Here is a 26,185-nt window from a genome sequence, read left to right on the forward strand (position 1 = left end):
CTGCCGAAGGCGCGGTCATTCGTATCCGGTCATCTCCAGATATCCCGCGCCATCGTGAGACCCCTCGAATGTCACCGGTCCTTCCCAATAGGGAAACGCCAGCGGCATCCATGCCTGCTCGTTGAGAGCGGCCAGTCGAATGTCGAGACCCTTCTGCGCCAGCCTCAGCCGCCACGCGACGGGGACCCGACGCCCTGCGACGGTGACATGGCGTCGGGGATCGGCCTGAAACGCCCCGTCGGGCATCGGATGCGGCGTTCCGTCGGCGTCGATCCAGGTCGCGGCCGTGAAGTCGGACGTCCCGCGCAGTCGGAATCCCATCAGTTTCTCGCCCGCGCCCAGATGCAGGGAAAACCAGTCCCACCCCGTCTGCCCCGCTTCCAGCGGTTGCGACGACCATTCCCGGTCGAGCCATGCGCGCCCGGTAACGGCGCGCGGCCCATCCGGGAAAAGCAGGTTGCCTTCCACCCGATAGAACGGCTGCGAATAATAGTGGCTCGCCTGACCCGCCGCCGATTTCACCGAATAGCCGCCGATGCCCTGCGCGACGAAAGGGCCGCTTGCCGCCAAGGTCAGGTCATAACCGAAATCGGGGCCCGTGGCCTGCATCCGTACCGATGACAGCGACGGACCGGCCATCCGCCATTCGTCGATCCAGGCGGCAAACGGTTCCGCGACGACCCCGGCCTGTCCGATTCCACCCCGCGCCAGCCGCTCCGCCGCGAAGTGGCGGTCTGGCAGCGTCAACCCCGCGTGGCCCATCCAGGCCTGCGGCGTCTGCCAACCCGTGACCGGCCCTTCGGGCGCAAGGGCCGAGCGGAAAAGCGTCCATTGCACGCCGCAGGGCGTGCCATCCGCCAAAGCCAGGTTCGCGGTCACATACCACCATTCGATGCGGAAGGACGGATGCGGGCCGTGATCGCGCGGAAAGCGGAACCTGTAATCGGGGTCCGGCTGTGCGAAATCGCCCGCCGACCGGCCAAGCCCGGCGAAACCCTGCGTCCAGGCGGGCGGCGCAGCCAAGGTGGCGGCCCCACCCAGCACCAAGGCCCGCCTGCGTTTGTCGAAGGACCAGCGATCATCGTTCATTCGCGAAAACCCCCAGAAGGCGCGATGGCGGGATCCGTGACAGCTGCAACGCGGGCGGCAGACTCGCCAGCGCCGCCGCAAGCAGCGACAGACCCCCAAGCCAGATCCAGTCCGATGGGAAGACGTGCATTGGCAGCCGCCAGCCGAAGGCCTGCACGTTGATGACCGCCAGCAGTACGAAAGCCAGCAGCAGACCAACCGGCAGCGCGACGATCAGCGTCAGAAACGCCAGCAGCAGGGCGCGCAGAAGTTCCAGCAGCGCCAGCCTGCGCCGCGTCAGTCCCAGCGCCCAGACCGGTGCAAGCTGCGGCAGGCGCATGGTGGCCAGCGTCAACAGCGACGTGAGAATCGCAAGTCCGGCAACCGAAAGCGTCAGCACGTTCAGCGCCGCAGTCACGGTGAACGTCCGCTCGAACACGTCGAGCGAGAATTGCTTGAGGCTGGCCTGATCGACCATGTTGTCGGGCGGCAGGCCGAACTCGTCGATCAGCGCCTGTCTGAGGCCGGCCACCGCCCCTTCGGGAACGCGCAGGCCGAAGCGCAATTCGGGCGCCTGGGGGAACATGCGGTCGAACGAGGCCAGACCCACCAGCACCTGCGCCAGCGGGTTGCCGTAATCGCTGTAAACCCCGGCAACCGGCGCGTCCCAGTCGCCGGGCAGCGTCACGCGACTGCCGGGCCACAAGCCGTCGCGCCGGGCCAGTTGTTCGTTCACCAGAACGGCTTGCCCCGCGGCCACCCGGTCCCAGACATCCGGCCCCGCCGCGATCAACGGCCAGTTATCGCGATAGGTCGGATCGTCGGCCACGCCATAGATTTCGCCCGGTGCGTCGCCGATGCGGATATCGACGCTCTTGATCGGCAGGATCGCGGTCGTGCGCGGCGCCAGAAAGGCTAGCAAATCCGCCGCCTGAGCCTCGGTTTTGGCGGTGACATAAAGTTCGGAGGCAAGCCGCTGATCCAGCCAGCCCGTAAAGGTCAGCCGGAAGGACGACACCATCGTGCCGACGCCGATATTCGCGGCCAGCGCCAGCAGCAGCGCCATCAGGGCGAGGCTGAGGCCGGGAAGCTGCTGGCGCGTATCCGCCCAGAACCATTCCCCCATCGGACCCCGGCTGAAACGCGCAAGCCCCGCCAGCGCCGCATGCAGCAGCGGCGGCAAAAGAAGTGCCGCGGCCACCAGCAACGCGCCCAGAAGGACGAAGCCGCCCACCAGCCCCGAGGGCGTCAGCGCCAGTGCGATTGCAACCGCGACCAGCGCCATCGCGGCCGCGACCTGCCAGCGCAACGCCGCGACGCTGGCGCGGGCCCAGGCGCGCGGTTGCGCCGGGGCAAGCAACGGCAGTCGCGCGACCTGCCACAACGACCCCGCCGCCGACAGGGCGGTACCCGCGACCGCGATGCCGATGCCGGTTGCCCACCAGCTGGGGCGGAGGGTCAGTGTGCCCTGAACCTCGGCCCCGTAAAGCCCGCGCAACGTAGCGGCCACATCGGGCAGAAGCATCGTCGCCACCAGCCAGCCCAAAGCGACGCCGATGGCGCCCGCGATCAGCGCCAGCACCGTCAGCTCGGCCATCAGCAGGGCCAGCAGGATGCCCCGCGTCAGCCCCAGGGCGCGCAGGGTGCGAAAGACCGGGCGCCGCTGTTCGAATGCCAGGCCGACCGCGCCGCGCACGATGAACAGACCGACAGCGAAGCTGAGCAGCCCGAACGCCGTCAGGTTCAGGTGAAAGCTGTCGGTCAGCGCGGCGATGTCGGCGCCGCTCTCCGGCGCGCGCCGTTCCAGCTCGGGCGCGATCCGGTCCAGCGGGGGTGCGCCCAGGGCCGGTTTTCCGGTCAGCACCAGCCGCGATATGCGGCCGTCCAGTCCCAGCAGACGTTGCGCCACGCCGATATCGGCATAGGCGATGCCGGGTGCGACGCTCTCGAGCGGTATCGCGGGCGGCAGGTCGGCACCATCCAGCCGCTCGGCCGTCTCTGGCGCGACCAGAAGACGGCCCTCGGACCCGATGAAATCCTGCCCGGTCGCGGCATCGCCCGTGCCCTGTGGAAGATCGTCCCGCGGCAGGGTGAAGGGATCGACGCCCACCAGCCGCAGCGCGCCGCCGGGCAGCGGAAGCCGCCCCTCGATCAGGGGCGAGACCGGCCAGCCGGCACGGCGCAGCGCCAGATAGGTATCCTGCGCGATCGTATCGCCGTCACGTGGCAGAAGCGTCGCGCGCGGCGGCCCGGCCAGAACGCCCGCCGCGCGGTCATAGCTGGCGCGCGCCTCGGCATTGATGGCCTGCACCCCTGACCAGAGCGCGGTCGCCGTCGCCAGTCCCAGCATCAGCGTCAGCAACTGGAACGGCCTTCGCATCCAATGCGACAGCAACGCTTGCAGGCCCGCGCCGATCATCGGGCGACCGCCTTGCCGTCTTCCAGAAGCAGCCTGCGATCCATCCGCGAGGCCAGGCGCTGCGAATGGGTGACGGTCAGCAGGGCCGCGCCGGTTTCGGCCACCAGGTCCAGCATCAGCGCCAGAACGGCCGCACCGCTTTTTTCGTCCAGATTGCCCGTCGGCTCGTCCGCCAGCACAAGCCGCGGTCGCGCGGCCAGCGTGCGCCCGATGGCCACCCGCTGCTGCTGCCCGCCCGACAATTGTTCGGGATACTTCGCCAGATGCGGCGTCAACCCCAGACGGTCGGCCAGCGCCGCGTTCCAGTCCCTGTCCGACACGCCCGCCAGACGTGCCTGGAAAGAGATGTTCGCGGCCACGTTCAAGGACGGGATCAGGTTGAACTGCTGGAAAACGACGCCGACAAGGGTTCGCCGTATCCGCGCACGCTCGCCGTCGCCCAGCGGGGTCAGGTCCGTCCCTTCCAGCACGATCCGCCCCCCGTCCGCCGTATCGAGCCCGCCGACAAGATGCAGCAACGTCGATTTGCCCGAACCCGACTCCCCCGTCAGCGCCAATGTCTCTCCCGCCATCAGCGTCAACGACACGCCGCGCAGAACGGCCACCGGGCCGTCGGCGCCAGGATAGGATTTCGTGACATCGACGACGTTCAGCAACCGCCCCTCCCTCGATCCATCGGCCGATACGCGGCCACGAGGCCCGCCATATAGGGCGCCTGCCTCAAAGATCGTGCGGCCGTCCGTCCCATGTCTTGAACACACCGGTTGTCGCAACCGTCAGGGCATCGAACCGTGCCGCCAGTCCGGCAGCCGACTGGCGCGTCGTGATCGCCGCATCCGGACCGCCCATGTCGGTCCGCACCCAACCCGGATGATAGATGCCGACGGCCACGCCGTCGGCGGCCAGTTCGATCGCCAGATTGCGTCCCAGATTGATCGCCGCCGCCTTGGACGCGCGGTAGATCAGCCGCCCGCCGCCCGCATGGGTCGAACTGCCGAGCTGACTGGACAGGATGGCGATTTTGCCCTCGGCCTCGCGCAGCGACGGCAATACCGCCTGAACGGCCAGGAACACGCCCATGACGTTTACGGCAAAGGTCTCGGCCCACATTGCCGCAGGATAGCCGTGATCCAGCGTTTCGTTCCGGCCGGGCAGGATACCCGCATTGCACACCAGAAGGTCCAGGGGCTGCCCGGCCAGCCGATCATGCAAGGCTTCGAACTGCTCGGGCTGCCTGACATCGAGCGGGATCTGACCAGGCAGCGGACGGCGCGCCGTGCCTATCACCGCGTCGCCGCGTGCTGCGAACAGATCGGCCAACTCGGCGCCGATTCCACGGCTCGCTCCCACGATCAGGACGCGCATCGCCTGCCTCCTCAATTCGTCCGCGATTTGGGGATGAAGGGCAGGGGGGCCACCGGAACGCCGTCCTCGATCAATCCGCGCAGCGCGGTCGGCCGCGCTTCGCCATAGATGCTGCGATGCGGACGCTCACCTTCGTGAATGGCCCGCGCCTCGGTGGCGAAGTCCGCCCCGACATAGGTGGCTTCCCTTTCGATCCGGCGGCGCAGGGCGGCCAGGGGATGCTCGGGCGGGGCGGCGGCACTGGCGTCGCCCGCGACCCTCGGGGCCATCAGCGCCTTGACGATCCCGGTATCGCCGCATTCCGGACAAGCAATCCGGCCACCCCGCAACAGCGCCTCGAAGGCGTCGCCGGACTGAAACCAGCTGTCGAAACTGTGATCGGCGGCGCATTTCAAGGCGTATCGGATCATCGGCATTTCCGTCCAGGAACGGTGCAGATAGGCATCCGCCGTCATCGCTGCAATCGTTGCTTCACCGGCTGGTGCACGGTGGAACGAAGTCCCGCAGGAGAACGGCAAGTTCGGGTAACGCGACAAGTTGCGATGCCTTGCGCGGCGAAACCCAGCGTCTTTCGCGCTCGGCCGCTTCGGGCCAGTCGTCGTGCACTCGGTCCACCCTCAACGGGAACAGGGCAACGATGCAAGGCAGGGCAGGGCCATCGTCCATCACCTTCGTATAGGGGAAGAAGCCGACGCACCGGTCATCCATGCGGCCTTCGACGCCCGCCTCCTCGAACGCTTCTGTCGCGGCAGCCTGGGCCGGGGTCGCCCCGCTGATCGGCCAACCTTTGGGCACCATCCAACGCCGCGTCGTGCGCGTCGTCACCAGGCAAAGACGCAGCCTGTCCTGTCGCATCCGCCAGCAGATCGCGCCGAATTGCGTCCTCACATCGCGTTTGCGGGTGGGGGCGATGCGCAAGGCGGCGCTCATGCCCCGTTCGCCGATCATCTCGTCCGGTCCTGCCCTGTCGGTGAACGTCATGCGTCCAATTCTTTTCATTATAACAACGATAGTGCGTTATTGCGTCGAAGCAACATAGTGCGCGCCACGAATTGACGGCCTGTCGGCAAGACATATCTCGACAGGATGAACAAAGTCTTCACGCTTTCCCACCGCCCGACAGGTCTTCGCCGCGCATGACCGCGCGGTTCATAGGATCCGAAATCTATCGCGGGTCCAGCTATGGCGGGTCGCACCCTCTGCGCATCCCGCGCGTCTCGACCGTCATGGATCTGGCGCGCGCCCTGGGATGGCTGCCACCCGACCGTTATCTGACGTCGCCGCGCGCCAAGCCCACGGCCCTCGCCGCCTGGCACGACCCGGCCTATCTGACCGCGCTTCAACAGGCCGAACGCCAAGGCGGCGTCGATCCGGCAAGCACCGCGCGATTCGGATTGGGAACGGCCGCCAATCCCGTCTATCCCGAGGTCTTTCGCAGGCCGGCGACAGCGGCGGGCGGATCGCTGCTGGCCGCGCATCTGCTGCGCGACGGCGGAATCGTCCACAATCCTGGCGGCGGCACCCATCACGGCATGCCGGACCGCGCCAACGGATTCTGCTATCTCAACGATCCGGCACTGGCGATCCTCGCCTTCCGGCGTCAGGGCCTGTCCCGTATCGCCTATGTCGATATTGACGCCCATCACTGCGACGGGGTCGAACACGGTTTTGCCGACGATCCCGATATCCTGTTGGTTTCGGTGCACGAGGAACGGCGCTGGCCCTTCACCGGCGCGCTGGAAGATCGCGGCGCGGGCAACGTCTGGAACATGCCGGTGCCGCGCGGTCTGAACGATACCGAAATGGCGTCGATCGCGCAGGCCCTCATCCTGCCCCGCGTACAGGCTTTCAGGCCAGAGGCGCTGATCGTGCAATGCGGGGCGGATGCCCTTCTGGAAGATCCGCTGTCGCGTCTCGCCTTGTCGAACCGGGCACACCTCGATCTGCTTCGCGATCTGATGCCGCTGGCACCGCGCCTGCTGGTCCTGGGCGGCGGCGGCTACAACCCCTGGAGCGTCGGGCGCCTGTGGACGGCCGTCTGGGGCCTGCTGAGCGGTGCCGACCTGCCCAATCGTTTGCCCGCACGGGCGCAGGCCGTGCTCGGCGCGCTCGACTGGCAGAAGGCGGGGCGCAGACAGATGCCCCAGCCTTACCTCACCCGGACCCTCCTCGACGAACCCCGCCCCGGCCCCGTTCGTGACGAGGTGACGGCGCGCCTCGACATCCTCGCCGCGCGCGCGGCGGTGTGGGTCTAGGACGCCGTTCCGCGCGACAGGGCGGCCACGCCGGTCCGCGCGACCTCGACCAGCCCGAGGGGACGCATGAGTTCGGCGAAGGCCTCCACCTTCTCGGGCGTTCCGGTGATCTCGAACACGAAGCTCGTCAACGTGCTGTCGACCACGTTGGCGCGGAAAATGTCCGCAAGACGCATCGCCTCGACCCGCTTGTCGCCCGTTCCCGCCACCTTGAACAACGCGAGTTCCCGCTCGACCGTGGCCCCCTCGACGGTCAGGTCGTGCACGTCGTGCACCGGCACGATCCGGCCGAGCTGCGCCTTGATCTGCTCGATGACGGCAGGCGTTCCGGTGGTGACGATGGTAATGCGGCTGGTATGGCCGGCCTTGTCGATCTCGGCCACGGTCAGGCTTTCGATGTTGTAGCCGCGCCCCGAAAACAGCCCGATCACCCGCGCCAGCACGCCCGCCTCGTTGTCGACGAGGACCGCCAGAGTATGCGTCTCGACGATATCGGAATGGGGGTCGCGCAGGTCGTAGGCCGAATGGCTGGACGATCCGCGCTTCAACTTCAATTGAGACATCCGGCCCTCTTCATCTTTCCGCAAATACCTCGGGGTCCGGGGCGGCGCCCCGGTCCGTCGGTTCAGACCAGAACCGCGCCCACCGCCGTGACGCCGCCCTGCAACCCGGCATTAGCCAGCAGCATCTCGTTATGCGGCTTGCCCGAGGGGATCATCGGGAAACAGTTCTCGTGCTTCTCGACCAGACAATCGAACAGGACCGGCCCGTCATGCGCGATCATCTCGCGGATGGCGTCGTCCAGATCGGCCGGGTCCGAACATTTGATGCCCTTCGCGCCGAACGCTTCGGCCAGCTTGACGAAATCGGGCAGTGCCTCGGACCAGCTATGCGAATACCGCTCGCCGTGCAGCAGTTCCTGCCATTGGCGCACCATGCCCAGTCGTTCGTTGTTGAGGATGAACTGCTTGACCGGCAGGCGATACTGAATCGCCGTGCCCAGCTCCTGCATGTTCATCAGCCACGACGCCTCGCCCGCGACGTTGATGACCAGCGCGCCCGGATGCGCCATCTGCACGCCGATGCTGGCCGGATGGCCGTACCCCATCGTCCCCAGACCGCCCGAGGTCATCCAGCGGTTCGGTTCCTCGAAATCCAGATACTGCGCCGCCCACATCTGATGCTGCCCGACCTCGGTGCAGATATAGCGGTCGTGCCCACGGGTCAGCGCTTCCAGCCGCTTCATCGCATGCTGGGGCTTGATCGCCTTGTCGGACTGCCGGAACGCCAGGCAATCGACCTTGCGCCACTCGCCGATCTGCCCCCACCACTTCTTCAGGGCCGCCTTGTCGGTGCGCGATCCCATGCCGCGCCACACCTCCAGCAGGTCTTCCAGCACCGACGCGACATCGCCCACGATGGGCATGTCGACATGGATCACCTTGTTGATGCTGCTGGGGTCGATGTCGATATGCGCCTTGCGCGACCGGGGGCTGAAATCCTCGACCCGTCCGGTGATGCGGTCGTCGAACCGCGCGCCGATATTGATCATCAGGTCGCAGCCATGCATGGCCAGATTGGCCTCGTAAAGTCCGTGCATGCCCAGCATTCCCAGCCATGCCTCGCCCGAGGCGGGATAGGCGCCCAGACCCATCAGCGTCGAGGTGACGGGAAATCCCGTCTCAGCCGCCAGCTCGCGCAGAAGCTGGCTGGCGCGCGGCCCCGAATTGATGACCCCCCCGCCGGTATAGAGGATCGGGCGCTTGGCCGTCTGCATCGCTTCGGCCAGCAGTGCAATCGTCTCGGGGTCGCCCTCGATGCGCGGGTTGTAGCGATGCGTCGGCGCACGGTCCTTGGGCTGGTAGGATCCGCTGGCGAACTGCACGTCCTTGGGAATATCGACCAGGACCGGGCCGGGCCGGCCGCTGACGGCTACATGAAACGCCTCGTGGATGGTGGCGGCCAGGCGGTCCGTCTCCTTCACCAGCCAGTTGTGCTTGGTGCAGGGGCGGGTGATGCCGACCGTGTCGGCTTCCTGGAAGGCATCGTTGCCGATCATGAAGGTCGGGACCTGGCCGGTCAGCACGACGATGGGAATGCTGTCCATCAGCGCATCCGTCAGCCCGGTTACGGCATTGGTGGCGCCGGGCCCGGACGTCACCAGACAGACGCCCGGCTTTCCGGTCGATCTGGCATAGCCCTCGGCTGCATGCACGGCGGCCTGTTCGTGACGCACCAGGACATGACGGATATCGTTCTGCTGAAAGATCTCGTCATAGATCGGCAGGACCGCGCCGCCGGGATAGCCGAAGACCACGTCGACGCCCTGATCCTTCAGCGCCTGCACCACCATCTGCGCCCCGGTCATCTGTCTGGTCATCGTCCCGTCCTCATACACGAATGTGTCGCGATGAAGGCTCGTCGAAGGGCCTCTCACGCACGTTCGACGGTTATTCCGTAGACCGGGCGGGGTCAACCGACGTCATAGTGTTTTATATCTCTGGCATAAGCAGCAAGGAAACATTATTGCGTGATCGCATTGATGCGACCTTGCGGCGCGCCCTGCCGGAACGAGTGTGCGGCAGGCGACGTTCGCTGATTGGCCAGAACGGAGGAACGAATGGCGCGCAAGACCCGAGCCCGCATAACGCCCGGAGCGGCAGCCATCAGGGACGGATCCCGGCCCGCCCAAAACCCCAAGAACGCCGGTCGCGGACGCGGCGCGACGAGTCCAACCCAGATTCCCGCGAAGGGCTGGAAGGACATCGCCCTGCGCGTGAAGGACGAAATCACTCGTGACCGCGTCGGCCTGGTCGCGGCCGGCGTGGCGTTCTACGGCCTGTTGGCCATCTTTCCGGGCATCGCCGCCGTCATGGCCATCGCCGGTTTGATCGTCGATCCGCAAGAGGTCGTGGCGCAGATGGACCAGTTGACGCAGATCCTGCCTGCGCAGGCGGCCGAGATCATCATCGGGCAGGCGCGCGACGTGGCTGCCGGCGGCGGCGGCGGGCTGGGGCTGGCGGCCATCGTCGGCATCCTGATCGCCATCTATTCGTCGTCCAAGGGCCTCGGCTCGCTCATGCAGGGCATGAACATCGCCTATGACGAAGAAGAAGACCGCGGGTTCGTCATGTATCAGGTGACGAAACTGGCCCTGACGCTGGGCGTCATCGTCGGCCTGCTTCTGGCCATCGCCGTGGCGGTGGGGTTGCCGCTGATCCTGTCGTTCCTGCCGCTTCAGAACTTCACCCAGACTGTCGTTCTGGTACTGCGCTGGCCGCTGCTGATGCTGATCGCGGCAACCGGGCTTGCCATCTCCTATCGTTACGGCCCGTCGCGCGACGCGCCGAAATGGCGCTGGATCACGCCGGGAGCGGGCATCGCCTGCATCCTGTGGGTCGTGGGCACGGGCGCCTTCGCGATCTATGTCCGCAACTTCGCCAACTACAACGAAACCTTCGGTGCGTTGGGCGGTGTCATCGTGCTGCTGATGTGGCTGTGGCTGTCGGCCTATATCGTCCTTCTGGGGGCCGAGATCGACAGCGAGATGGAAGCGCAGACGCGGCACGACAGCACGGTCGGGAAAAGCCAGCCGATGGGCCAGCGCGGGGCGGTCAAGGCCGACAACCTGGGGCCGGCGACCGACTGACGGCTCAGCCGCGCGCCACCGAATCGGGCAGGTCGATCCGCGCGACCTGTTCGGCAATCGGCTCGGCCGTCCGGGGCCGGCCGATTTCGGTTTGCGCGGCCGGGTCCCTCAACGCCCGCCATGCCCCGCCGACATAGATTTCCAGCGCGTCGAACTGAGCCTTGTATCCCATCTTGGCGCTGCCCGGCACCCAATAGCCCAGATAGACGAAGGGCAGCCCCGCCTCGCGCGCGATCTCGATGTGATCGAGGATGGCATGGGTGCCCAGCGAATCCCCGCGCCGGTCGGGATCGTAGAACGAATAGACCATGCTCAGCCCGTCATCGAGAAGGTCTGTCAGGCACACGGCAGCCAGATCTGTCCCGCCATCCCCATCCCGCGCGGTATACTCGACGACCCGGCTGCGGATCGGCGTTTCCTCGATCATCGCGGCGAATTCGAAGATGTCCATATCGGCCATGCCCCCGTCGGCATGGCGGCTGTCCAGATAGCGGCGGAACAGCGCGAACTGATCCTCGGTGGCCCACGGCGCGCTGAACCGGCGCGTCAGCGGCGCGTTGCGGCGCATCACGCGCTTCTGGGTCCGGGAGGGCCGAAAGTCGGCGACGCGGATGCGGGCGGAAAGGCAGGATGCGCATTCCGCGCAGGCCGGACGATAGAGCACGTTCTGGCTTCGCCGGAATCCCTGCTTGCTCAGCGCGTCGTTCAGCAATTCCGCCGTATCGCCCTGCAGGGCGGTGAACAGCTTGCGCTCGGTCCGGCCGGCCAGATAGGGGCAGGGCTGGGCGGCGGTCACATAGAATTGCGGCGCGATCGGCAGGCTGTGTCGCATGGCTCCCCACGGCGTTCCCGGCAAAAGCCTAGCAACGCCGCCTGCGCCCGCCAAGCCCCCGCGCGCGGGGCCAGATCTGTCAGTCATCGGCAGCGCGATTGATCATCGCGGTGCCCAGTGCAAGATCGACCAGACCCTGCCCGCGCGGCGTGATCAGCATCAACGCGACAGAGATCAGCTGCGCCGGGAAGAACGCCATCGCGGCGGTATAGAGGGCGGTGTGCAGAAAGGCGGTGATCGGATCCAGCCGCTGTCCGCGCAGATCGCGCAACTCGATCGACAGGGCCCGCATGCCCCATGTCGCCGAGCCTCGCGCCAGTGTCACCCAGCGATAGGCTATCCCGATCACCAGGAAGAACACCGGAAAGTAGAAGATCGCGGTGAACAGCGTCAGCGGCATCAGCACCAGCGACAACAGGGCGATCAGCGTGAAATCCAGCACCCATGCCAGAAGACGCTTGGTCGGCACGCTGTCATAGAAGGCGGCGTGCAGGGTCGGGTCGGGAAGGCCGATGGCGGTCATGGTCTTGTCCTGCATGAATGGCGGCCCACCCTTCGGGGCAGGCCGGGTCGATATGGGAACGGAACGGTCAGGCGTCCACCGCTTCGTCGTCCTGACGCTGCGATTTGCGGGCACGGTCGCTCATGAACTGGTCGAACTCGGCCTTGTCCTTGGCGTCGCGCAGCCGTTCGAGGAAGGCCTGGAACGCGTCCTGTTCCTCCTCCAACCGCCGCAGGGTCTCGGCGCGGTAGGCATCGAAAGCCGAGTTGCCGGTCGAACGGGTCATGGCTAATCCGCTCCGGGCACGCATGCGGCATCCTTTCGACATCGAGAATTTCCTTCCCCAGAGCATGTAGGCCAGGATGGCCAGACCGACGGGCCAGAACAGGATGAAGCCCAGCACCATCGCGGCGATCCAGGCGCCCTTGCCTCGTTCGTCCATCCAGCTTTCCGCGCGAACGAACCAGTTCGGCCGGGATTGCGGCAGATCGGCATAAGTGGTCATCGTCATGGTCCTTCCCATGTTAAAGCGTTTCACATTTCCGAAATGGGTGCCGCCGGGTTTCCCGTCAAGCGGCATGTGAAAGTTATTTACATCAGGCGGGCGGTCGCGTGCGCTTGACCCTGCCAAGGGCCTAGTCTCACCCTGGTCCATGACCTTCGCCGACCGCATCACCCGCCTGCCGCGTCCGCACGAACCCGACCGCGCAAAGGACGCCCTTGCATCCTGCCCGTCCATGCCGTCGCCGCTTGGCGACCTTCTAGTCGGCGCCGCGGGATCGTCGCCGCATCTGGCCGACCTGATCCGCCGCGAAGCGCAGTGGATAGCCGCAGCGCTTCAGGATGCGCCCGAGCGCGCGCTGCGATCCGCTCTGGACGATCTGCGCGCCGCCGACGACCGCGAACTGGCCGCCGCGCTGCGTCTGGCCAAGCGCCGGATCGGTCTGCTGACGGCCTTGGCCGACCTGGCAGGCGTCTGGCCGCTGAAGGATGTGACCGGCGCGCTGACCGGGTTGGCCGACCTTGCCGTCGCGCGCGCCGTCACGCGCGAGGTGGGGATCGAGATCGCACGCGGACGGTTGCCGGGGCAGGGACCGGACGACGTTGCCACGGCAGGGGGCCTGTTTGTGCTGGCCATGGGCAAGATGGGCGCGAATGAACTGAACTACTCGTCCGATATCGACCTCATCTGCCTTTTCGACGACGAGCGCTATGCGCCGGGCGACGTGGCGACGGTCCGCTCGGTCTTCGTCAAGGCGGTCCGGCGCGCGATGGCGCTGCTTAGCGATACGGGACCGGACGGGTATGTCTTTCGCACCGACCTGCGCCTGCGGCCCGATCCCGGCGTCACGCCCATCGTGATGAGCGCCTCCGGCGCGGAAAGCTATTACGAACAGCTGGGCCGCACATGGGAACGCGCCGCCCACATCAAGGCGCGGCCCTGCGCGGGCGACATTGCCGCCGGAATGGCCTATCTCGACCGCCTGCGGCCCTTCGTATGGCGGCGGCATCTGGATTTCGCCGCCATCCGCGACGCCCACGACATGCGTTTGCGCATCCGCGACCATCGCGGGCTGCACGGCCCCCTGGTTCTTGAAGGGCACGACATGAAGCTGGGCCGGGGCGGCATCCGCGAGATCGAGTTTTTCACCCAGACGCGGCAGATCATCGCGGGCGGCCGCGATCCGTCGCTGCGTGTGTCGCAGACGGTCGCGGGGCTTGAACGGTTGCGGGATGCGGGCTGGATCGGCGCCGATACCTGCACGACGCTGATCGCGGATTACCGTGCCCATCGCGAGGTGGAGCACCGCCTTCAGATGATCGCCGATGCCCAGACCCATGCGCTTCCGACCAATTCTGCCGGGTTCGAGCGTCTGGCCGCGCTGATGGGCACCGACACCCGGTTGCTGCGAGGCGAGGTCGGCGATCGCCTTGCACGGGTTGAGCGGCTTACCGAAAGCTTCTTCGCGCCTGACCGCCCTTCGGACGGGATGCCAGACCTCACCGACGAACAGCGCGCTGTCATCGCAAGGTGGCGCGCGCTGCCGCTGTTGCGGTCCGAACGGGCGCTCGACATCTTCGACCGCATCCTGCCCCGGATGATGACGGCGCTTCTGGCGACCCCGAGGCCCGACCAGGCCCTGATGGCCTTCGACGGCTTCCTTGCCGGTCTGCCCGCCGGCGTGCAGCTTTTCTCGCTGTTCGAGGCGAACCCGCACCTGACCGACCTCATCGCCGACATTGCCGGCACGTCGCCGCAACTGGCGCAATATCTGGGCCGCAATTCCGCCGTTCTGGACGCGGTCATCGGCGGCAGCTTCTTCGACCCGTGGCGCGACGACGATCACCTTGCCGCGCGGCTGGATCGGCGGATCGCCAAGGCCGCCGATTACGAGGCCCGGCTGGACGAAACGCGGCGCTGGCAGCGTGACTGGCACTTCCGCATCGGCGTCCACCACCTGCGCGGACTGATCGACGGCGCGCAGGCCTCCCATCAGTATGCCGCGCTGGCGCGGACGGTGCTGCAAGCGCTCTGGCCCATGGTCGTGGCCGAGTTCGCCGCGCGCCACGGGCCGCCGCCGGGCCGGGGGGCCGCCGTGGTAGCCATGGGGTCGCTGGGGGCCGGGCGATTGACGGCGCGATCCGACCTCGACCTCATCGTCGTCTACGATCCTGCCGACACCGAGGCGTCCGACGGGCGCAAGCCGCTGGCGGTGCGTCCCTATTACGCGCGTCTGACGCAGGCGCTGGTGACGGCGCTGTCGGCGCCCATGGCGGCGGGGCGGCTATACGAGGTCGATATGCGCCTGCGTCCCTCGGGCCAGCAGGGGCCGGTCGCCACATCCCTGACATCGTTCGAGACCTATCAGCGCAACGATGCCTGGACATGGGAACATCTGGCCCTCACCCGCGCGCATCCCGTCGCGGGCGAGCCCCCGGTCATGGCAGAGATAGAGCGAATCCGAACCGCCATCCTGACCGCGCCGCACGACACGCTGAAGATCCGGCATGATTTGGCGGACATGCGCGCGCGCCTGCGATCCGCCAAAGCCGCCGACGAGACTAAGTCCGGGCCGGGCCGATTGCAGGATATCGAACTTGCCGCAACGGCCCTGGGGCTGCTGACCGGCTGTCCCGCGCGCGCTGTAGCGGCCCAGCTTGCGGCGGGCCGACGGGACGGTCTGCTGACGCCATCCGAATACGGCGATTTGGTCGCGGCGCACGATCACCTGACCGCGATCCGCATGGTCGAACGCCTGCTGGGTGCGGACAGTCTGGACCCCGAAAGCCTGGGGGCCGCCGGTCAGGCATTCCTGATGCGCGAGACGGCGACGGACGATCCCGACACGCTTCGCGCCAGAACCGGCAGGCTTGTCCAGGCCGCCGCATCCGTTATCGACCGGCTTTTCCGCGACATCTAGACTCCGGTCAATCCGGCCGCCTCGCGCGCCAGGGCGGTGATCCCGTCCCAGTCACCGGCGCGGATCCGATCCTCGGGCGCCACCCAGCTTCCGCCGACACACAGAACGTTGGACAGCGTCAGATAGTCGCGCGCATTGCCCAGTCCGATGCCGCCTGTCGGACAGAACCGGATGCGTGGAAGGGGCGCGCCGATCGCCCTCAACGCGGCAGCGCCGCCCGAGGCTTCGGCGGGAAAGAACTTCTGCACGGTATAGCCGCGTTCCAGAAGGGCCATCGCTTCGGTCGCGGTCGCGGCGCCCGGCAGCATCGGCAGCCCGGCTTCTTCGGCGGCGTCCAGCAGGGACGGCGTGGCACCGGGCGAGACGCCGAAACGTGCCCCGGCCTCGCAGGCCCTCGCCACATCGTCGGGACCGAGCAGCGTGCCTGCCCCGACGCAGCCGCCCGGTTCGCGCGCCATCTCGGCGATAACCTCGAGCGCTGCCGGGGTTCGCAGGGTGACTTCCAAAGCGGGCAGGCCGCCGGCGATCAACGCACGGGCCAGGGACCGGGCATCCGCCGGATCGTTGACGACCAGAACGGGAATGACAGGGGCCAGGCGGCAGATCTCCTCGGTCCGCCGGGACGCTTCATCGGGGGTCATGGGACGTTCCTTTTCGCATACAGAACAGGGGCTTATACGACGACGCTCGCCCCCTCGCTGGCAGGACCGACCGTGCGGCGAAAGACCTCGAACAATTCCCGTCCAAGCCCGTGAGCGGTGCCCGACAGGTCGGCCGCTACCGGATCGCGGCTGTCCAGATCGACCCCCAGAACGTCGATCGTGCCGCGCTCTCCATCCACGCGCACCTTGTCGCCGTCGCGCAGTCGTGCGATCGGGCCGCCATCCGCCGCCTCGGGCGACAGGTGGATCGCCGCGGGAACCTTGCCGCTTGCGCCCGACATGCGGCCATCCGTGACCAGCGCGACCCGCAGGCCGCGGTCCTGCAACACCGTCAGCACCGGCGTCAGCGAATGAAGTTCGGGCATGCCGTTCGCCTTGGGGCCCTGAAAGCGCACGACGACGACAGTATCTTCGGTGAACTCGCCGTGGCGGAAGGCATCCTTGACGGCCTCTTGCGAATGAAAGATGCGCGCCGGTGCCTCGATCACGCGCCGGTCCGGGGCAACTGCGCTGACCTTCATCGCGCAACGTCCCAGATTCCCCGACAGATCGGCCAGGCCGCCGGTCTTCTGGAACGGGTCCGATACCGGCCTGACGATCTTGTCGTTGAACGTCCGGCGATCCCCCGTCCGCCAGGCCACCGTTTCGCCGTCCAACACCGGTTCCTTCGTATAATCCTGCAAACTCTCGCCAGCGACGGTCAGCGTGTCGTCATGCAGCAACCCGGCATCCAGCAATTCGCCGATCAGATAGGCAAGGCCACCCGCCGCATGAAAGTGGTTCACGTCGGCCAGACCGTTCGGATAGACCTTGGCCAGAAGCGGCACGACAGCCGATATATCGGCGAAATCCTGCAAATCCAGAATGATACCGGCCGCTTTTGCCATGGCGGGCAAATGGATGATCAGGTTGGTGGATCCCCCCGTCGCCATCAGTCCTACGATGCCGTTGACGAAGGCGCGTTCGTCCAGCACCCGGCAGGCCGGACGGTAATCGTTGCCAAGGGCCGTGATCTGCGCGGCACGTTCCACCCCGGCAATGGTCAGTGCGTCGCGCAAGGGCGTGTTCGGATTGACGAAACTGGCGCCCGGCAGATGCAGGCCCATGAACTCCATCAGCATCTGGTTGGTATTCGCGGTTCCGTAGAAGGTGCAGGTGCCCGGTCCGTGATAGGACGCCATTTCGGCCTCCATCAGCTTGTCGCGGCCGACCTCTCCGGCGGCGAATTGCTGCCGCACCCGCGACTTTTCGTCGTTGGGCAATCCGCTCGTCATCGGTCCGGCCGGCAGAAACACCGCCGGGATGTGCCCGAAGGTCGCGGCGGCGATGACGAGGCCCGGCACGATCTTGTCGCAGACGCCAAGGTAAAGCGCCGCGTCGAAGACATCGTGCGACAATCCCACACCGGCCGCCAAGGCGATGACATCGCGCGAGAAAAGCGACAGCTCCATCCCCGGCTGTCCCTGGGTGACGCCATCGCACATCGCCGGAACGCCCCCGGCAACCTGTGCCGTTGCGCCCGTGCGGCGCGCGGCCTCGCGGATCAGGGCCGGAAACCGTTCGAACGGCTGATGTGCGCTGAGCATATCGTTATAGGCGGTCACGATGCCAAGGTTGGGCTGCGACCCGGTGGCCAGCTTGTCCTGATCGGCGCCGGCGGCCGCATAGGCATGCGCCTGGTTGCCGCAAGTGAGGTGCGCCCGTTTCGGCCCTTCGCCGGCCGCGCGCTGCATCCGATCCAGATAGGCGTCGCGCGTCGGTCTGCTGCGCTCGACGATACGGGCCGTAACGGTGGCAATGGTCTGGTCGAGAGGCATGTCCGTCTCCGATCTGTGCAGCCGATGTCCTAGCACGGAGCAGCTAGCGCTACCAGCGAGTGCCTTCCCATTGTCGGTCGGCCGGTCTAGGAAACGTGCATGACCCAACCGCGTTCCGATCTGCCTGTCGTCCGCCTTCGCCCCAAGGCCAATGCCCGCGCGATAAGGCACGGGGCCCCTTGGGTTTTCGCGGACGAACTGGTGGTGGACCGCCGGACCGGGAAGTTGCCGGGCGGCACGATCGCGCTTCTGGAGGATGCGGATCGCAACGCCATGGGCGTCGTGGCCGTCAACCCGGCGTCGAAGATCATTGCGCGGATGCTCGACCGCAATCCGCAGGCAACCATCGACACGAGCTGGTTCGCCGGGCGGATCGCCCGCGCGCTGGATCATCGCGAACGGCTGTACGAGCGGCCCTTCTATCGCCTGATCCATGCCGAGGCGGACGGGTTGCCCGGCGTCGTGGTGGACCGTTTCGGCGATGCGCTGGCTGTTCAGCCGAACGCAGCCTGGGCCGATAACATGCTGGAAACGCTTGTCGATGCCTTGCAGGCCGTGACGGGCGCAGGGGTCTTTGTCAAGAATGCGGGGGGGCGGACGCGGGCGCTGGAAGGGTTAGACGATCGGTCGGACGTGATCCGCGGCAGCGTGGGCGGGCCGGTGGCGGTGCCGATGAACGGCGCCGTCTATCTGGCGGATCTGACCGGCGGACAGAAGACCGGGCTGTTCTTCGACCAGCGCGAGAATCACGCCTTCGCCGCAAGGCTGGCGCGGGGGCAGAAGGTGCTGGATGTGTTCAGCCATGTCGGTGGATTTGCCCTTGCCATGCTTGCGGGCGGTGCGGAAAATGCTTTGGCCGTCGATGCTTCCGCACCGGCCTTGGCCTTGGCGTCCGAGGGCGCCGAACGCAGCGGGACCGGCACCCGGTTCGGGACGCGCCAGGGCGATGCGTTCGCGGTGATGGAAGGACTGGCGCGCGAGGGGGCGCGGTTTGGGGTCGTCGTGTGCGATCCGCCCGCCTTCGCACCGGCCAAGCCCGCGCGGGAAGCGGGGCTGCGCGCCTATGAGCGGGTGGCGCGCATGGCGGCGGGGCTGGTGGCGGATGGCGGCTATCTCTGCCTTTGTTCCTGCTCGCATGCCGTTGATATGACGGCCTTCCGTGACGCATCCGCGCGGGGGATCGGCCGTGCCGGGCGGGTGTCGCAACTGGTGCATTCGGGGTCGGCCGGGCCGGATCATCCGGTGCTGCCGCAACTGGCGGAAAGCGGATATCTCAAGTCGCTGTTCTTTCGGCTGTGAGGGCCGTTCTGGATGCCTGCGTCCTGTTCCCGACGGTTTTGCGTGAAATATTGATAGGTTGCGCGGCGGAAGGAATGTATCGCCCCGCCTGGTCGGCCCGCATTCTGGAGGAATGGGCGCGGGCCACGGTCAGGCTGGGACCGGGTGCCGAGCCTGTCGCGCGGGCCGAGATCGCGCTGTTGCAGGCCGCATGGCCGGGGGCTTCTTTCATGGCGGATCAGGACGTTATGGACCGTCTTTCACTTCCCGATCCGAACGATGTGCATGTGCTGGCGACGGCCGTCGCGGCGTCGGCGGATGTCATCGTGACGTTCAACGCGCACGACTTTCCGCGGGCGACACTGGCGGCCGAGGGGATCGAGCGTCTGTCCCCGGATCAGTTTCTGCTGGCATTTCAGCGTGTTGTGCCGAATGCTGTGCAAGAGGTCGTGGGGCGTGTGCATGGCAAGGCCGAGCGGTTGTCGGGCGAGGCGCTTCCCTTGCGGGGTCTGCTGAAGCGGACGAAATTACCGAAGCTGGCCAAGGCGTTAGCTGCCTAGCCACTTTCTTTCATTGGCTTCGATGGCGGCGATGCGGTTGTCGGTGGCCGGGTGGCTCATCATCCAAGCGGGCACCGCGCCGCGTTGCCCTGTCAGGGTTTCCAGCTTACGGAACAAGGACTTCTGGTGCGACGTTCCGATACCGGATTTGAGCAGCAAAGCTGAGGCGTAGGTGTCGGCTTCGTATTCGTCGGACCGGCTGAGCCGCGCGGCGAGGAGCGAGGCGATGCCGTTGGCGATCAGGATGCCGATACCGGGAAGAAAACGGCTTAGAATCATGGCCATAGCGGTCCGAAGGGCATTCTGGCCCGAGAAGTCGATCATCCGGCGCCGTGAATGGCCGAGCGCCACATGGCCGAGTTCATGGGCGATGACGGTCGCCAATTCTTCTGCCGTTACAACGCCTTGGCGATACTTGTCGTAGAAGCCGCGGGTGATGAAGATGCGGCCATCGGGGGCGGCGAGGCCGTTCACCGGATCGATTTCGTAGATATGGACCTTGATCGTGGCGAGATCCAGCGCCTCAGCCATGCGGTCGGTCAGCTTTTTCAGTTTGCCGTCAGCGAGTTGCGTGGATTTCCCGTCGAGTTCCTGCTTGGTGCGCCAGACCGAGAAGCGGTACATGGCGACGGCGTAAAGAATGGCCAGCAGGATCGGCGTGAACTTGAGCATGCCAGAGATATGGGGTGCGCGAGGGGCCGCTCAAGCGGCGGCCCCTGCGTGAGATGTACAATTTGTACAATTCAGGACGCGAAACGTACAAGTCGGCGTCGGATCGGTGCCGATGTCAGGCGAGGCGCGCATCCATCGTGATGGTCGGGCCGGCCAGCGCCTTGGAGACCGGGCATCCTTCCTTGGCGGCCTTGGCGGCGTCCATGAATTTCGATTCGTCCGCGCCCGGAATGCTGGCCGTCACGTCGAGGTGGATTTTCGAGATCTCGAACCCGCCCTCGACCTGGTCGAGCTGGACGGTCGCCTTGGTGTCGATGCTGTCGGGGGTCAGATCGTGATCGCCCAGGATGTTCGACAGCGCCATCGAGAAGCAGGCGGCGTGGGCGGCGGCGATCAGTTCCTCGGGGTTGGTATGGTGCCCCTCGCCGAAGCGGGAGTTGAAGCCATAACGCTGCTTGTCGAGCGCGCCCGTCTCGGTCGAGATCGTGCCTTTGCCTTCCTTCAGCGAGCCTTCCCAGTGGGCGGATCCGGTCTTCTTGGGCATGGGGTATCCTTTCGTGGTTCGGGGCGAGAACGTGCGAGGGAAGGAGGTGTTCCCTTCCCCCGGCAGGTCAGCCCAGAACCTTCATGCCCCGCGTCAGGCCGTCGAGGGTCATCGGCACCATGCGTCCTTCGCCGGTGATGGCGCGGATCATCGCGGTGCTTTGGGTATGGGGCCAATATCGTTCGGGGACGGGGTTGATCCAGAGATGCGCCGGCCAGTGATCGAAGGCGCGGCGCAGCCAGGTTTCGCCCGATTCGGCGTTCCAGTGTTCGTTGGCACCGCCGGGCATCGCCACTTCGTAAGGGGACATGGCGGCGTCGCCGACGAAGATGCACCGCCAGTCGGGACCGTAGGTGTTCAGCACGTCCCAGGTGGGGATCTGCGCGTCCCAGCGGCGGCGATTGTCGCGCCAGACGCCTTCGTAGAGGCAGTTGTGGAAGTAGTAGTATTCGAGGTGCCGAAACTCGGACCTGGCGGCCGAAAACAGGTCGGACACGGTGGTGACGTGATCGTCCATGCTGCCGCCCACGTCGAGAAAAAGCAGCACCCGCACGGCATTGCGGCGTTCGGGGCGGGTCTTCACGTCGATGAAGCCCTGATGCGCGCTGGAGCGGATCGTAGCGGGCAGGTCGAGTTCGTGCACCGCCCCTTCGCGCGCCCAGCGGCGCAGACGGCGCAGCGCGACCTTGATCGTGCGTGTGCCCAGTTCGCGGGTGTCGTCGAAATCGCGAAACTCGCGCTTGTCCCAGACCTTGACCCCGCGGCGGTGGCGGCTGGCATCCTGACCGATCCGCACGCCTTCGGGGTTGTAGCCGTAGGCGCCGAAAGGCGAGGTGCCGGCGGTGCCGATCCATTTGCTGCCGCCCTGGTGGCGGCCCTGCTGGTCGCGCAGACGCTGGCGCAGCGTGTCCATCAGCTTGTCGAAGCCGCCGAGCGCCTGGATCTCGGCCCGTTCTTCAGGCGTGAGGTGCTTTTCGGCCATCTTGCGCAGCCAATCCTCGGGCAGGTCGAGCGCGTTCAGGATTTCGGCGGGGGGGATCGCCTCGACGCCGGCGAAGGCTTCGGCGAAGGCGCGGTCGAAGCGGTCGATGCGGGATTCGTCCTTCACCAGCGCCGTGCGGGCGAGGAAGTAGAACCCGTCCACGTCGTAGGTGACGAGGTTGGCGCGCATCAGCGACAGGAAATCCAGAAACTCGCGCAGGGAAACCTGGACGCGGTGGCGGCGCAGCGTGTCGAAGAAGGGCAGGAACATTCACAGCATCCGTTCGAGGATCACCGTCAGGATAAGCCCGAGAAGCGCGCCGGCAATGGCGGCGGCGGCGGCCCATTGCGCCATGTCGAGGCGGTTGCCCTGACGCTTGCGGGCGGTAAGCGCGCCCCAGAGCGCGCCGATGACGATGCCGGCCAGAACGATCATGCGGCGGTCTCCTTGCGGTAACGGGGAGAGATCGAGGCGATTTCGGCGGCGCGCAGAAGCACCTCGTCGCCGGGGCCGAAGCCGTAGCTCGCCCATCCCAGCGCCTCGCGCCGCAGGGCCGCGGCGTCGGCGGGACGGTCGAGAAGGACCAGCGCCTCGGATTTGAGGATCAGCAGGGTGGCCAGAAGGGCGGCGTTCTGCGCGGCGATGGCGGCGTCGGTGCTGGCATCGACGATGGCGACGGTGCCCTGCGGCTGCCCGGCGGCCAGCGCGAAGGCCGCAAGCTGCATGGCGACATGGGCTTCGTGGATGCGGGTTTCGGGCGACGCGGCATAAAGGGACGCCGCGCGCAGGAAACTGGCGAGCGCCAGATCGGGATTGCGGCCCAGCGACAGGCGGCCGAGCGCGAATTGCGCGAAGCCCGCGCGGTTGTCGGTCCAGCCCGCGTTCTCGGCGATGCGGACGGCGCGGCGGGCGGCGGCCTGGCGGCTGCGGTCGCTCCCATGCGGGCCGAGCGCACGTTCCATCGCGGCGATCCAGGCGCGCGGGGTGAGCGCGCGCGGATTGGCGGCCACGCGCCGGCCAGCGGGGTTGATGCGCGCCATGATGCCGGGCAGGGCGCGCGCCACCGCCGCGCGGTCCATCCCCGAGCGCAGTTCGGGCGCGTAGGTCGCGCGCAGGATCAGCATGTCGAAGCCGGTCAGCACGGTATGGAAATTGTCGTCGTTGAAGACGCTGTCGGTCAGGCGATAGAGGTCGTTGAGCGGGCCGAGGGACTGGGCGATCTCCTCGTGCAGGCAATCGCGGGTTTCCTGCGGGGACACGTCGCGGGGGATGAAGATGGCGACGCGGCGGCGTTCGGTCAGCGTCGTCCAGTCGGTCGCCGCGCCGCGCGGATCGCTGCGGAACTCGGCCCAGGACGCGACGCGCGGCACGACGAAGCAGGCGGCCTGCGGCACGGCGCGCTGCAATTCGGCGCGCGGGACGATTTCGACGTTGATGGCGGCGGGGCGGTCGGCGGGGACGCGCGCGATGGCGATGCGCGCCTCGGTCCGCAGCCGGGTCAGCAGACGGCCGAGATCGGGTTCCAGACCCGGCGGCGCGTCGCCCAGGACGCGCAGGGTGATCGGCCCCTCGAACCGGGTGAAGACCGGCAGCGCGCGCCCCGATTCGAGCTGGAAGGACAGATCGAGGAAGTCGGCCGCGATGTCCGCGTTGGCGCGGGTGGGCGGCAGCGCGCGGGACGCGGCGAAGACCTTCATCGGCGGCAGCGCCATGGCGGGGACCGACAGCCGCGCTACGGGCTGGGCCGCGGGCGCGCATCCCGTCAGCGCAAGCGTCAGGCACAAGGCGAGGCGGCGCAGAAGTCCTGCGGGACGGTCGGAGAATCTCATCGCAGGCTCCGGGCGGGGTTCGGCGGCATTTTGGCGATATGCGCGGGGGAATGATAGGGTGCCCGGCAGGGTTTCGGACGGGCGCGACGGGATCGGGATTGAAGTTTGTACGCCATTGGCGTATATGAGCGGGACGGGAAGGAAGCCGGATGAAGATCCAGTGCGTCGCGTCGCCCACGGTCTATGCCGATGCGGCCCATCGCGGGATGAGCGAGGAGGATCTGGCCGATCTGATCGTGCGGCTGATCTGGGATCCGAGTGCCGGGCGGCGGGACGGCGACGGGTTTCTGTGGCTGGAGTGGCGCGGCGTGCGGGCGAAATACGCGCTGAACGAAACGGGGGGCGACGTGACGATCCTGCTTTATCGCCTGCATCCGGTGGAGGCGCCGGTCGCCGACAGATCGCGCGCGGTGGCCTTCGTGAAGGAATTGTCGGTGGGCATTCTGCGCGACTGGATCAAGCGCAAGTTGCAGCAAGCGAGGGGCGAATGACGGACAAGAGCTATGCCGATATGACCGAGGCCGAAAGGGACGCGCAGGCCGAAACGGCGATTGCCGGGCATCTGGACGGCAGCGCGCCGCTGGAGGTTCTGGGCGAGCGCGAGATCGCGCTGGTCGATGTGCGGGCCTTGCGCGCGCGGCTGGGGCTGACGCAGGACCGTTTCGCGCGGCGGTTCGGATTTTCCACCGCCGCCGTGCGCAACTGGGAGCAGTCGCGCCGCTGGCCGGACCGGTCGGCGCGCATCCTGCTGCGGATGATCGAGCTGGAACCCGAGAAGGTCGCGCGGATCGCCCGCGAAGCGTGAGTTGCGGGCGGCGGATTCGGGTATTTGGGGAAAGATGAAAGGGCGCGGTCAGCCGCGCCCGCGCGCCATGAAGGCCAGCCGTTCGAACAGATGCACGTCCTGTTCGGTCTTGAGCAGCGCGCCGTGCAGGCGGGGCAGGGCCGATGTGCCCTTCTGGCGCAGATCCTCGGCCGTCAGATCCTCGGCCAGAAGCAGCTTGAGCCAGTCGAGCACTTCGGAGGTCGAGGGCTTCTTCTTCAGGCCCGGCTGGTCGCGCAGTTCCAGAAATTGCGTCAGCGCGGTGGTCAGCAGCGCGTCCTTGATGCCCGGATGATGGACGGCGACGATCCTTTTCAGCGTCTCCATGTCCGGGAAGCGGATGTAGTGGAAGAAACAGCGGCGCAGGAAGGCGTCGGGCAGTTCCTTTTCGTTGTTGGACGTGATGATGACGATGGGGCGCTGGCGGGCGCGGATCGTCTGGCCGGTCTCGTAGACGTGAAACTCCATCCGGTCGAGTTCCTGCAACAGGTCGTTCGGAAACTCGATATCGGCCTTGTCGATCTCGTCGATGAGCAGGACGGTGCGCGTGTCGGCGACGAACGCCTCCCATAGCTTGCCGGGGCGGATGTAATTGGCGACGTCGTGCACGCGCGCATCGCCCAGTTGTGAATCGCGCAAGCGGCTGACGGCGTCGTATTCGTAAAGCCCCTGCTGCGCGCGGGTGGTCGATTTGACGTGCCATTCGATCATCGGCAGGTCGAGCGCTGCGGCCACCTGCCGGGCGAGTTCGGTCTTGCCGGTGCCCGGTTCGCCCTTGACCAGAAGCGGGCGTTCGAGGGCGATCGCGGCATTGACCGCGACGGTCAGATCCTGCGTCGCGACATAGCTGTCGGTCGATGTGAATTGCATTGGAAATCAGCCATCTGGGGGGCGGGGTCGCGGCCGACATTAGGGCTTGGCGGATCCGTCCGCAACCGCACATATCGCGCGTGACACCGCCCGGCCCATGCCGTAAGGGGCGCGCAGGGAAACGCCACAGGGACATGCCGGGCCGGGCCCTTCGCCCAGCCCGTCACGGGGAGAGAGCGACATGAGCAATATGAGGGTCACGGGCTTTTCGGCGGACGAATATCGCCCGCGCGACGACGAGCCTTTCATGAACCCGCGCCAGAAGGAATATTTCCGGCGCAAGCTGATCGACTGGCGGGCCGATCTGCTGGACGAGAGCAAGACCACGATCACCGGGTTGCAGGACGGCACGCGCAACATCCCCGACGTGGCCGACCGCGCCAGCGAGGAGACCGACCGCGCGCTGGAGCTTCGCACCCGCGACCGGCAGCGCAAGCTGGTCGCCAAGATCGACGCGGCGCTGCGGCGGATCGAGAACGGCGAATACGGCTATTGCGAGGTGACGGGAGAGCCGATTTCGCTGAAGCGGCTGGATGCGCGCCCCATCGCCACGCTGAGCCTGGAGGCGCAGGAGCGGCACGAGCGGCGCGAGAAGGTGCATCGCGACGACTGATCGCCGGCGGGAACGGGTGGGGC

27 protein-coding genes are annotated in these 26,185 nt (G+C 67.0%); 8 read left to right on the forward strand and 19 right to left on the reverse strand.

The window, feature by feature from the left end; all coding sequences use genetic code 11:
• Positions 1 to 15: 15 nt before the first annotated feature.
• The 6 genes from OCGS_RS04030 to OCGS_RS04055 all read right to left on the reverse strand — a co-directional run bounded on the left by OCGS_RS04030 (position 16) and on the right by OCGS_RS04055 (position 5,833).
• Positions 16 to 1,089, reverse strand: coding sequence for a lipocalin-like domain-containing protein (locus OCGS_RS04030; protein WP_083848192.1), 1,074 nt, complete (start codon positions 1,087 to 1,089; stop codon positions 16 to 18).
• A complete protein-coding gene (locus tag OCGS_RS04035; RefSeq protein WP_007425954.1) occupies positions 1,079 to 3,487 on the reverse strand; it encodes an ABC transporter permease in 2,409 nt (802 codons plus the stop codon). Before OCGS_RS04035 ends, OCGS_RS04030 begins: the two co-directional genes overlap by 11 nt.
• Entirely contained in the window at positions 3,484 to 4,143 is a 660-nt protein-coding gene (locus OCGS_RS04040; protein ID WP_007425955.1) for an ABC transporter ATP-binding protein, read from the reverse strand. Before OCGS_RS04040 ends, OCGS_RS04035 begins: the two co-directional genes overlap by 4 nt.
• A 64-nt stretch (positions 4,144 to 4,207) precedes the next feature.
• Entirely contained in the window at positions 4,208 to 4,852 is a 645-nt protein-coding gene (locus OCGS_RS04045) for an SDR family NAD(P)-dependent oxidoreductase (protein WP_007425956.1), read from the reverse strand.
• 11 nt (positions 4,853 to 4,863) lie between these two features.
• Positions 4,864 to 5,262, reverse strand: a complete 399-nt coding sequence (locus OCGS_RS04050; protein WP_040610513.1) for a DUF1178 family protein — start codon at positions 5,260 to 5,262, stop codon at positions 4,864 to 4,866.
• 61 nt (positions 5,263 to 5,323) lie between these two features.
• Complete coding sequence (locus OCGS_RS04055; RefSeq protein ID WP_007425958.1) at positions 5,324 to 5,833, reverse strand: NUDIX hydrolase; 510 nt, start codon at positions 5,831 to 5,833, stop codon at positions 5,324 to 5,326.
• Between the two features lie 155 nt (positions 5,834 to 5,988).
• Between OCGS_RS04055 and OCGS_RS04060 the strand changes: the two genes are divergently transcribed.
• Complete coding sequence (locus tag OCGS_RS04060) at positions 5,989 to 7,107, forward strand: acetoin utilization protein AcuC (RefSeq protein WP_007425959.1); 1,119 nt, start codon at positions 5,989 to 5,991, stop codon at positions 7,105 to 7,107.
• Here the strand turns inward: OCGS_RS04060 and ilvN are convergent.
• A complete protein-coding gene (ilvN, locus tag OCGS_RS04065) occupies positions 7,104 to 7,670 on the reverse strand; it encodes an acetolactate synthase small subunit (RefSeq protein WP_007425960.1) in 567 nt (188 codons plus the stop codon). The two genes, OCGS_RS04060 and ilvN, sit on opposite strands and share 4 nt — an antisense overlap.
• Before the next feature lie 62 nt (positions 7,671 to 7,732).
• A complete protein-coding gene (locus tag OCGS_RS04070; RefSeq protein WP_007425961.1) occupies positions 7,733 to 9,487 on the reverse strand; it encodes an acetolactate synthase 3 large subunit in 1,755 nt (584 codons plus the stop codon).
• Positions 9,488 to 9,727: 240 nt separating this feature from the next.
• Between OCGS_RS04070 and OCGS_RS04075 the strand changes: the two genes are divergently transcribed.
• Positions 9,728 to 10,756: a YihY/virulence factor BrkB family protein gene (locus tag OCGS_RS04075; protein WP_007425962.1), complete on the forward strand. Its 1,029-nt coding sequence runs from the start codon at positions 9,728 to 9,730 to the stop codon at positions 10,754 to 10,756.
• A gap of 4 nt (positions 10,757 to 10,760) precedes the next feature.
• Here the strand turns inward: OCGS_RS04075 and OCGS_RS04080 are convergent, their stop codons facing one another.
• The 3 genes from OCGS_RS04080 to OCGS_RS04090 form a co-directional block, all read right to left on the reverse strand.
• Entirely contained in the window at positions 10,761 to 11,588 is an 828-nt protein-coding gene (locus OCGS_RS04080; RefSeq protein ID WP_007425963.1) for an arginyltransferase, read from the reverse strand.
• Between the two features lie 79 nt (positions 11,589 to 11,667).
• On the reverse strand, positions 11,668 to 12,111 hold the full coding sequence (locus OCGS_RS04085) for an RDD family protein (RefSeq protein ID WP_040610516.1): 444 nt from the start codon (positions 12,109 to 12,111) through the stop codon (positions 11,668 to 11,670).
• Positions 12,112 to 12,178: 67 nt separating this feature from the next.
• Complete coding sequence (locus OCGS_RS04090; RefSeq protein ID WP_007425965.1) at positions 12,179 to 12,595, reverse strand: DUF2852 domain-containing protein; 417 nt, start codon at positions 12,593 to 12,595, stop codon at positions 12,179 to 12,181.
• Between the two features lie 148 nt (positions 12,596 to 12,743).
• On the opposite strand from OCGS_RS04090, the gene OCGS_RS04095 reads away from it, so the two are divergent.
• Complete coding sequence (locus tag OCGS_RS04095) at positions 12,744 to 15,512, forward strand: [protein-PII] uridylyltransferase family protein (RefSeq protein WP_007425966.1); 2,769 nt, start codon at positions 12,744 to 12,746, stop codon at positions 15,510 to 15,512.
• Here the strand turns inward: OCGS_RS04095 and OCGS_RS04100 are convergent.
• Positions 15,509 to 16,153, reverse strand: a complete 645-nt coding sequence (locus tag OCGS_RS04100) for a bifunctional 4-hydroxy-2-oxoglutarate aldolase/2-dehydro-3-deoxy-phosphogluconate aldolase (protein ID WP_007425967.1) — start codon at positions 16,151 to 16,153, stop codon at positions 15,509 to 15,511. The two genes, OCGS_RS04095 and OCGS_RS04100, sit on opposite strands and share 4 nt — an antisense overlap.
• A gap of 32 nt (positions 16,154 to 16,185) precedes the next feature.
• Entirely contained in the window at positions 16,186 to 17,991 is a 1,806-nt protein-coding gene (gene edd, locus OCGS_RS04105; RefSeq protein WP_007425968.1) for a phosphogluconate dehydratase, read from the reverse strand.
• A 99-nt stretch (positions 17,992 to 18,090) separates the two neighbouring features.
• On the opposite strand from edd, the gene OCGS_RS04110 reads away from it, so the two are divergent.
• Both OCGS_RS04110 and OCGS_RS04115 read left to right on the forward strand, forming a co-directional pair.
• Positions 18,091 to 19,290, forward strand: coding sequence for an RSP_2647 family RNA methyltransferase (locus OCGS_RS04110; RefSeq protein ID WP_007425969.1), 1,200 nt, complete (start codon positions 18,091 to 18,093; stop codon positions 19,288 to 19,290).
• Positions 19,287 to 19,829 (forward strand): RSP_2648 family PIN domain-containing protein, encoded by a 543-nt coding sequence (locus OCGS_RS04115; protein ID WP_040610485.1) that lies wholly within the window; start codon positions 19,287 to 19,289, stop codon positions 19,827 to 19,829. The genes OCGS_RS04110 and OCGS_RS04115 overlap by 4 nt, the downstream gene beginning before the upstream one ends.
• Here OCGS_RS04115 and OCGS_RS04120 read toward each other — a convergent pair.
• The 5 genes from OCGS_RS04120 to OCGS_RS04140 all read right to left on the reverse strand — a co-directional run bounded on the left by OCGS_RS04120 (position 19,818) and on the right by OCGS_RS04140 (position 23,856).
• Positions 19,818 to 20,501 (reverse strand): M48 family metallopeptidase, encoded by a 684-nt coding sequence (locus tag OCGS_RS04120; protein ID WP_007425971.1) that lies wholly within the window; start codon positions 20,499 to 20,501, stop codon positions 19,818 to 19,820. The two genes, OCGS_RS04115 and OCGS_RS04120, sit on opposite strands and share 12 nt — an antisense overlap.
• Before the next feature lie 115 nt (positions 20,502 to 20,616).
• Positions 20,617 to 21,045, reverse strand: coding sequence for an OsmC family protein (locus OCGS_RS04125; RefSeq protein WP_007425972.1), 429 nt, complete (start codon positions 21,043 to 21,045; stop codon positions 20,617 to 20,619).
• Positions 21,046 to 21,112: 67 nt separating this feature from the next.
• Positions 21,113 to 22,297 carry a vWA domain-containing protein gene (locus OCGS_RS04130; RefSeq protein WP_007425973.1) on the reverse strand — a complete coding sequence of 395 codons (1,185 nt, stop codon included), beginning with the start codon at positions 22,295 to 22,297 and terminating at the stop codon, positions 21,113 to 21,115.
• Positions 22,298 to 22,462 (reverse strand): hypothetical protein, encoded by a 165-nt coding sequence (locus OCGS_RS15295; protein WP_007425974.1) that lies wholly within the window; start codon positions 22,460 to 22,462, stop codon positions 22,298 to 22,300.
• Positions 22,459 to 23,856, reverse strand: coding sequence for a DUF2927 domain-containing protein (locus tag OCGS_RS04140; RefSeq protein ID WP_007425975.1), 1,398 nt, complete (start codon positions 23,854 to 23,856; stop codon positions 22,459 to 22,461). Before OCGS_RS04140 ends, OCGS_RS15295 begins: the two co-directional genes overlap by 4 nt.
• Positions 23,857 to 24,005: 149 nt before the next feature.
• Here OCGS_RS04140 and OCGS_RS04145 point away from each other — a divergent pair, with 149 nt between their 5' ends.
• Positions 24,006 to 24,347: a hypothetical protein gene (locus OCGS_RS04145; RefSeq protein WP_007425976.1), complete on the forward strand. Its 342-nt coding sequence runs from the start codon at positions 24,006 to 24,008 to the stop codon at positions 24,345 to 24,347.
• Positions 24,344 to 24,661 (forward strand): helix-turn-helix domain-containing protein, encoded by a 318-nt coding sequence (locus OCGS_RS14490; RefSeq protein WP_007425977.1) that lies wholly within the window; start codon positions 24,344 to 24,346, stop codon positions 24,659 to 24,661. The genes OCGS_RS04145 and OCGS_RS14490 overlap by 4 nt, the downstream gene beginning before the upstream one ends.
• Positions 24,662 to 24,709: 48 nt before the next feature.
• On the opposite strand, the gene OCGS_RS04155 is transcribed toward OCGS_RS14490, so the two are convergent.
• Positions 24,710 to 25,549, reverse strand: a complete 840-nt coding sequence (locus OCGS_RS04155) for an AAA family ATPase (protein ID WP_007425978.1) — start codon at positions 25,547 to 25,549, stop codon at positions 24,710 to 24,712.
• A gap of 190 nt (positions 25,550 to 25,739) precedes the next feature.
• Here OCGS_RS04155 and dksA point away from each other — a divergent pair, with 190 nt between their 5' ends.
• The gene (dksA, locus tag OCGS_RS04160) at positions 25,740 to 26,162 is read left to right on the forward strand and encodes an RNA polymerase-binding protein DksA (RefSeq protein WP_007425979.1); all 423 of its coding nucleotides are present in this window, start codon (positions 25,740 to 25,742) and stop codon (positions 26,160 to 26,162) included.
• The last annotated feature ends 23 nt before the right edge of the window (positions 26,163 to 26,185 follow it).

The sequence above is a fragment of the Oceaniovalibus guishaninsula JLT2003 genome (assembly GCF_000299575.1).
GTDB lineage: Bacteria > Pseudomonadota > Alphaproteobacteria > Rhodobacterales > Rhodobacteraceae > Palleronia > Palleronia guishaninsula.

Excerpts from the sequence above, each read along its gene's own strand:
- OCGS_RS04060 (WP_007425959.1), top strand. The coding sequence starts at position 5,989 with ATGACCGCGCGGTTCATAGGATCCGAAATCTATCGCGGGTCCAGCTAT.
- dksA (WP_007425979.1), top strand. The coding sequence starts at position 25,740 with ATGAGGGTCACGGGCTTTTCGGCGGACGAATATCGCCCGCGCGACGAC.
- OCGS_RS04080 (WP_007425963.1), bottom strand. The coding sequence starts at position 11,588 with ATGCGACACAGCCTGCCGATCGCGCCGCAATTCTATGTGACCGCCGCC.
- OCGS_RS04055 (WP_007425958.1), bottom strand. The coding sequence starts at position 5,833 with ATGACGTTCACCGACAGGGCAGGACCGGACGAGATGATCGGCGAACGG.
- OCGS_RS04140 (WP_007425975.1), bottom strand. The coding sequence starts at position 23,856 with ATGAGATTCTCCGACCGTCCCGCAGGACTTCTGCGCCGCCTCGCCTTG.
- OCGS_RS04085 (WP_040610516.1), bottom strand. The coding sequence starts at position 12,111 with ATGACCGCCATCGGCCTTCCCGACCCGACCCTGCACGCCGCCTTCTAT.
- OCGS_RS15295 (WP_007425974.1), bottom strand. The coding sequence starts at position 22,462 with ATGATCGTTCTGGCCGGCATCGTCATCGGCGCGCTCTGGGGCGCGCTT.
- OCGS_RS04075 (WP_007425962.1), top strand. The coding sequence starts at position 9,728 with ATGGCGCGCAAGACCCGAGCCCGCATAACGCCCGGAGCGGCAGCCATC.
- OCGS_RS04145 (WP_007425976.1), top strand. The coding sequence starts at position 24,006 with ATGAAGATCCAGTGCGTCGCGTCGCCCACGGTCTATGCCGATGCGGCC.
- ilvN (WP_007425960.1), bottom strand. The coding sequence starts at position 7,670 with ATGTCTCAATTGAAGTTGAAGCGCGGATCGTCCAGCCATTCGGCCTAC.
- OCGS_RS04120 (WP_007425971.1), bottom strand. The coding sequence starts at position 20,501 with ATGCTCAAGTTCACGCCGATCCTGCTGGCCATTCTTTACGCCGTCGCC.
- OCGS_RS04130 (WP_007425973.1), bottom strand. The coding sequence starts at position 22,297 with ATGTTCCTGCCCTTCTTCGACACGCTGCGCCGCCACCGCGTCCAGGTT.
- edd (WP_007425968.1), bottom strand. The coding sequence starts at position 17,991 with ATGCCTCTCGACCAGACCATTGCCACCGTTACGGCCCGTATCGTCGAG.
- OCGS_RS04110 (WP_007425969.1), top strand. The coding sequence starts at position 18,091 with ATGACCCAACCGCGTTCCGATCTGCCTGTCGTCCGCCTTCGCCCCAAG.
- OCGS_RS04095 (WP_007425966.1), top strand. The coding sequence starts at position 12,744 with ATGACCTTCGCCGACCGCATCACCCGCCTGCCGCGTCCGCACGAACCC.
- OCGS_RS04070 (WP_007425961.1), bottom strand. The coding sequence starts at position 9,487 with ATGACCAGACAGATGACCGGGGCGCAGATGGTGGTGCAGGCGCTGAAG.
- OCGS_RS04030 (WP_083848192.1), bottom strand. The coding sequence starts at position 1,089 with ATGAACGATGATCGCTGGTCCTTCGACAAACGCAGGCGGGCCTTGGTG.
- OCGS_RS04155 (WP_007425978.1), bottom strand. The coding sequence starts at position 25,549 with ATGCAATTCACATCGACCGACAGCTATGTCGCGACGCAGGATCTGACC.
- OCGS_RS04100 (WP_007425967.1), bottom strand. The coding sequence starts at position 16,153 with ATGACCCCCGATGAAGCGTCCCGGCGGACCGAGGAGATCTGCCGCCTG.
- OCGS_RS04045 (WP_007425956.1), bottom strand. The coding sequence starts at position 4,852 with ATGCGCGTCCTGATCGTGGGAGCGAGCCGTGGAATCGGCGCCGAGTTG.
- OCGS_RS04125 (WP_007425972.1), bottom strand. The coding sequence starts at position 21,045 with ATGCCCAAGAAGACCGGATCCGCCCACTGGGAAGGCTCGCTGAAGGAA.
- OCGS_RS14490 (WP_007425977.1), top strand. The coding sequence starts at position 24,344 with ATGACGGACAAGAGCTATGCCGATATGACCGAGGCCGAAAGGGACGCG.
- OCGS_RS04050 (WP_040610513.1), bottom strand. The coding sequence starts at position 5,262 with ATGATCCGATACGCCTTGAAATGCGCCGCCGATCACAGTTTCGACAGC.
- OCGS_RS04090 (WP_007425965.1), bottom strand. The coding sequence starts at position 12,595 with ATGACCACTTATGCCGATCTGCCGCAATCCCGGCCGAACTGGTTCGTT.
- OCGS_RS04035 (WP_007425954.1), bottom strand. The coding sequence starts at position 3,487 with ATGATCGGCGCGGGCCTGCAAGCGTTGCTGTCGCATTGGATGCGAAGG.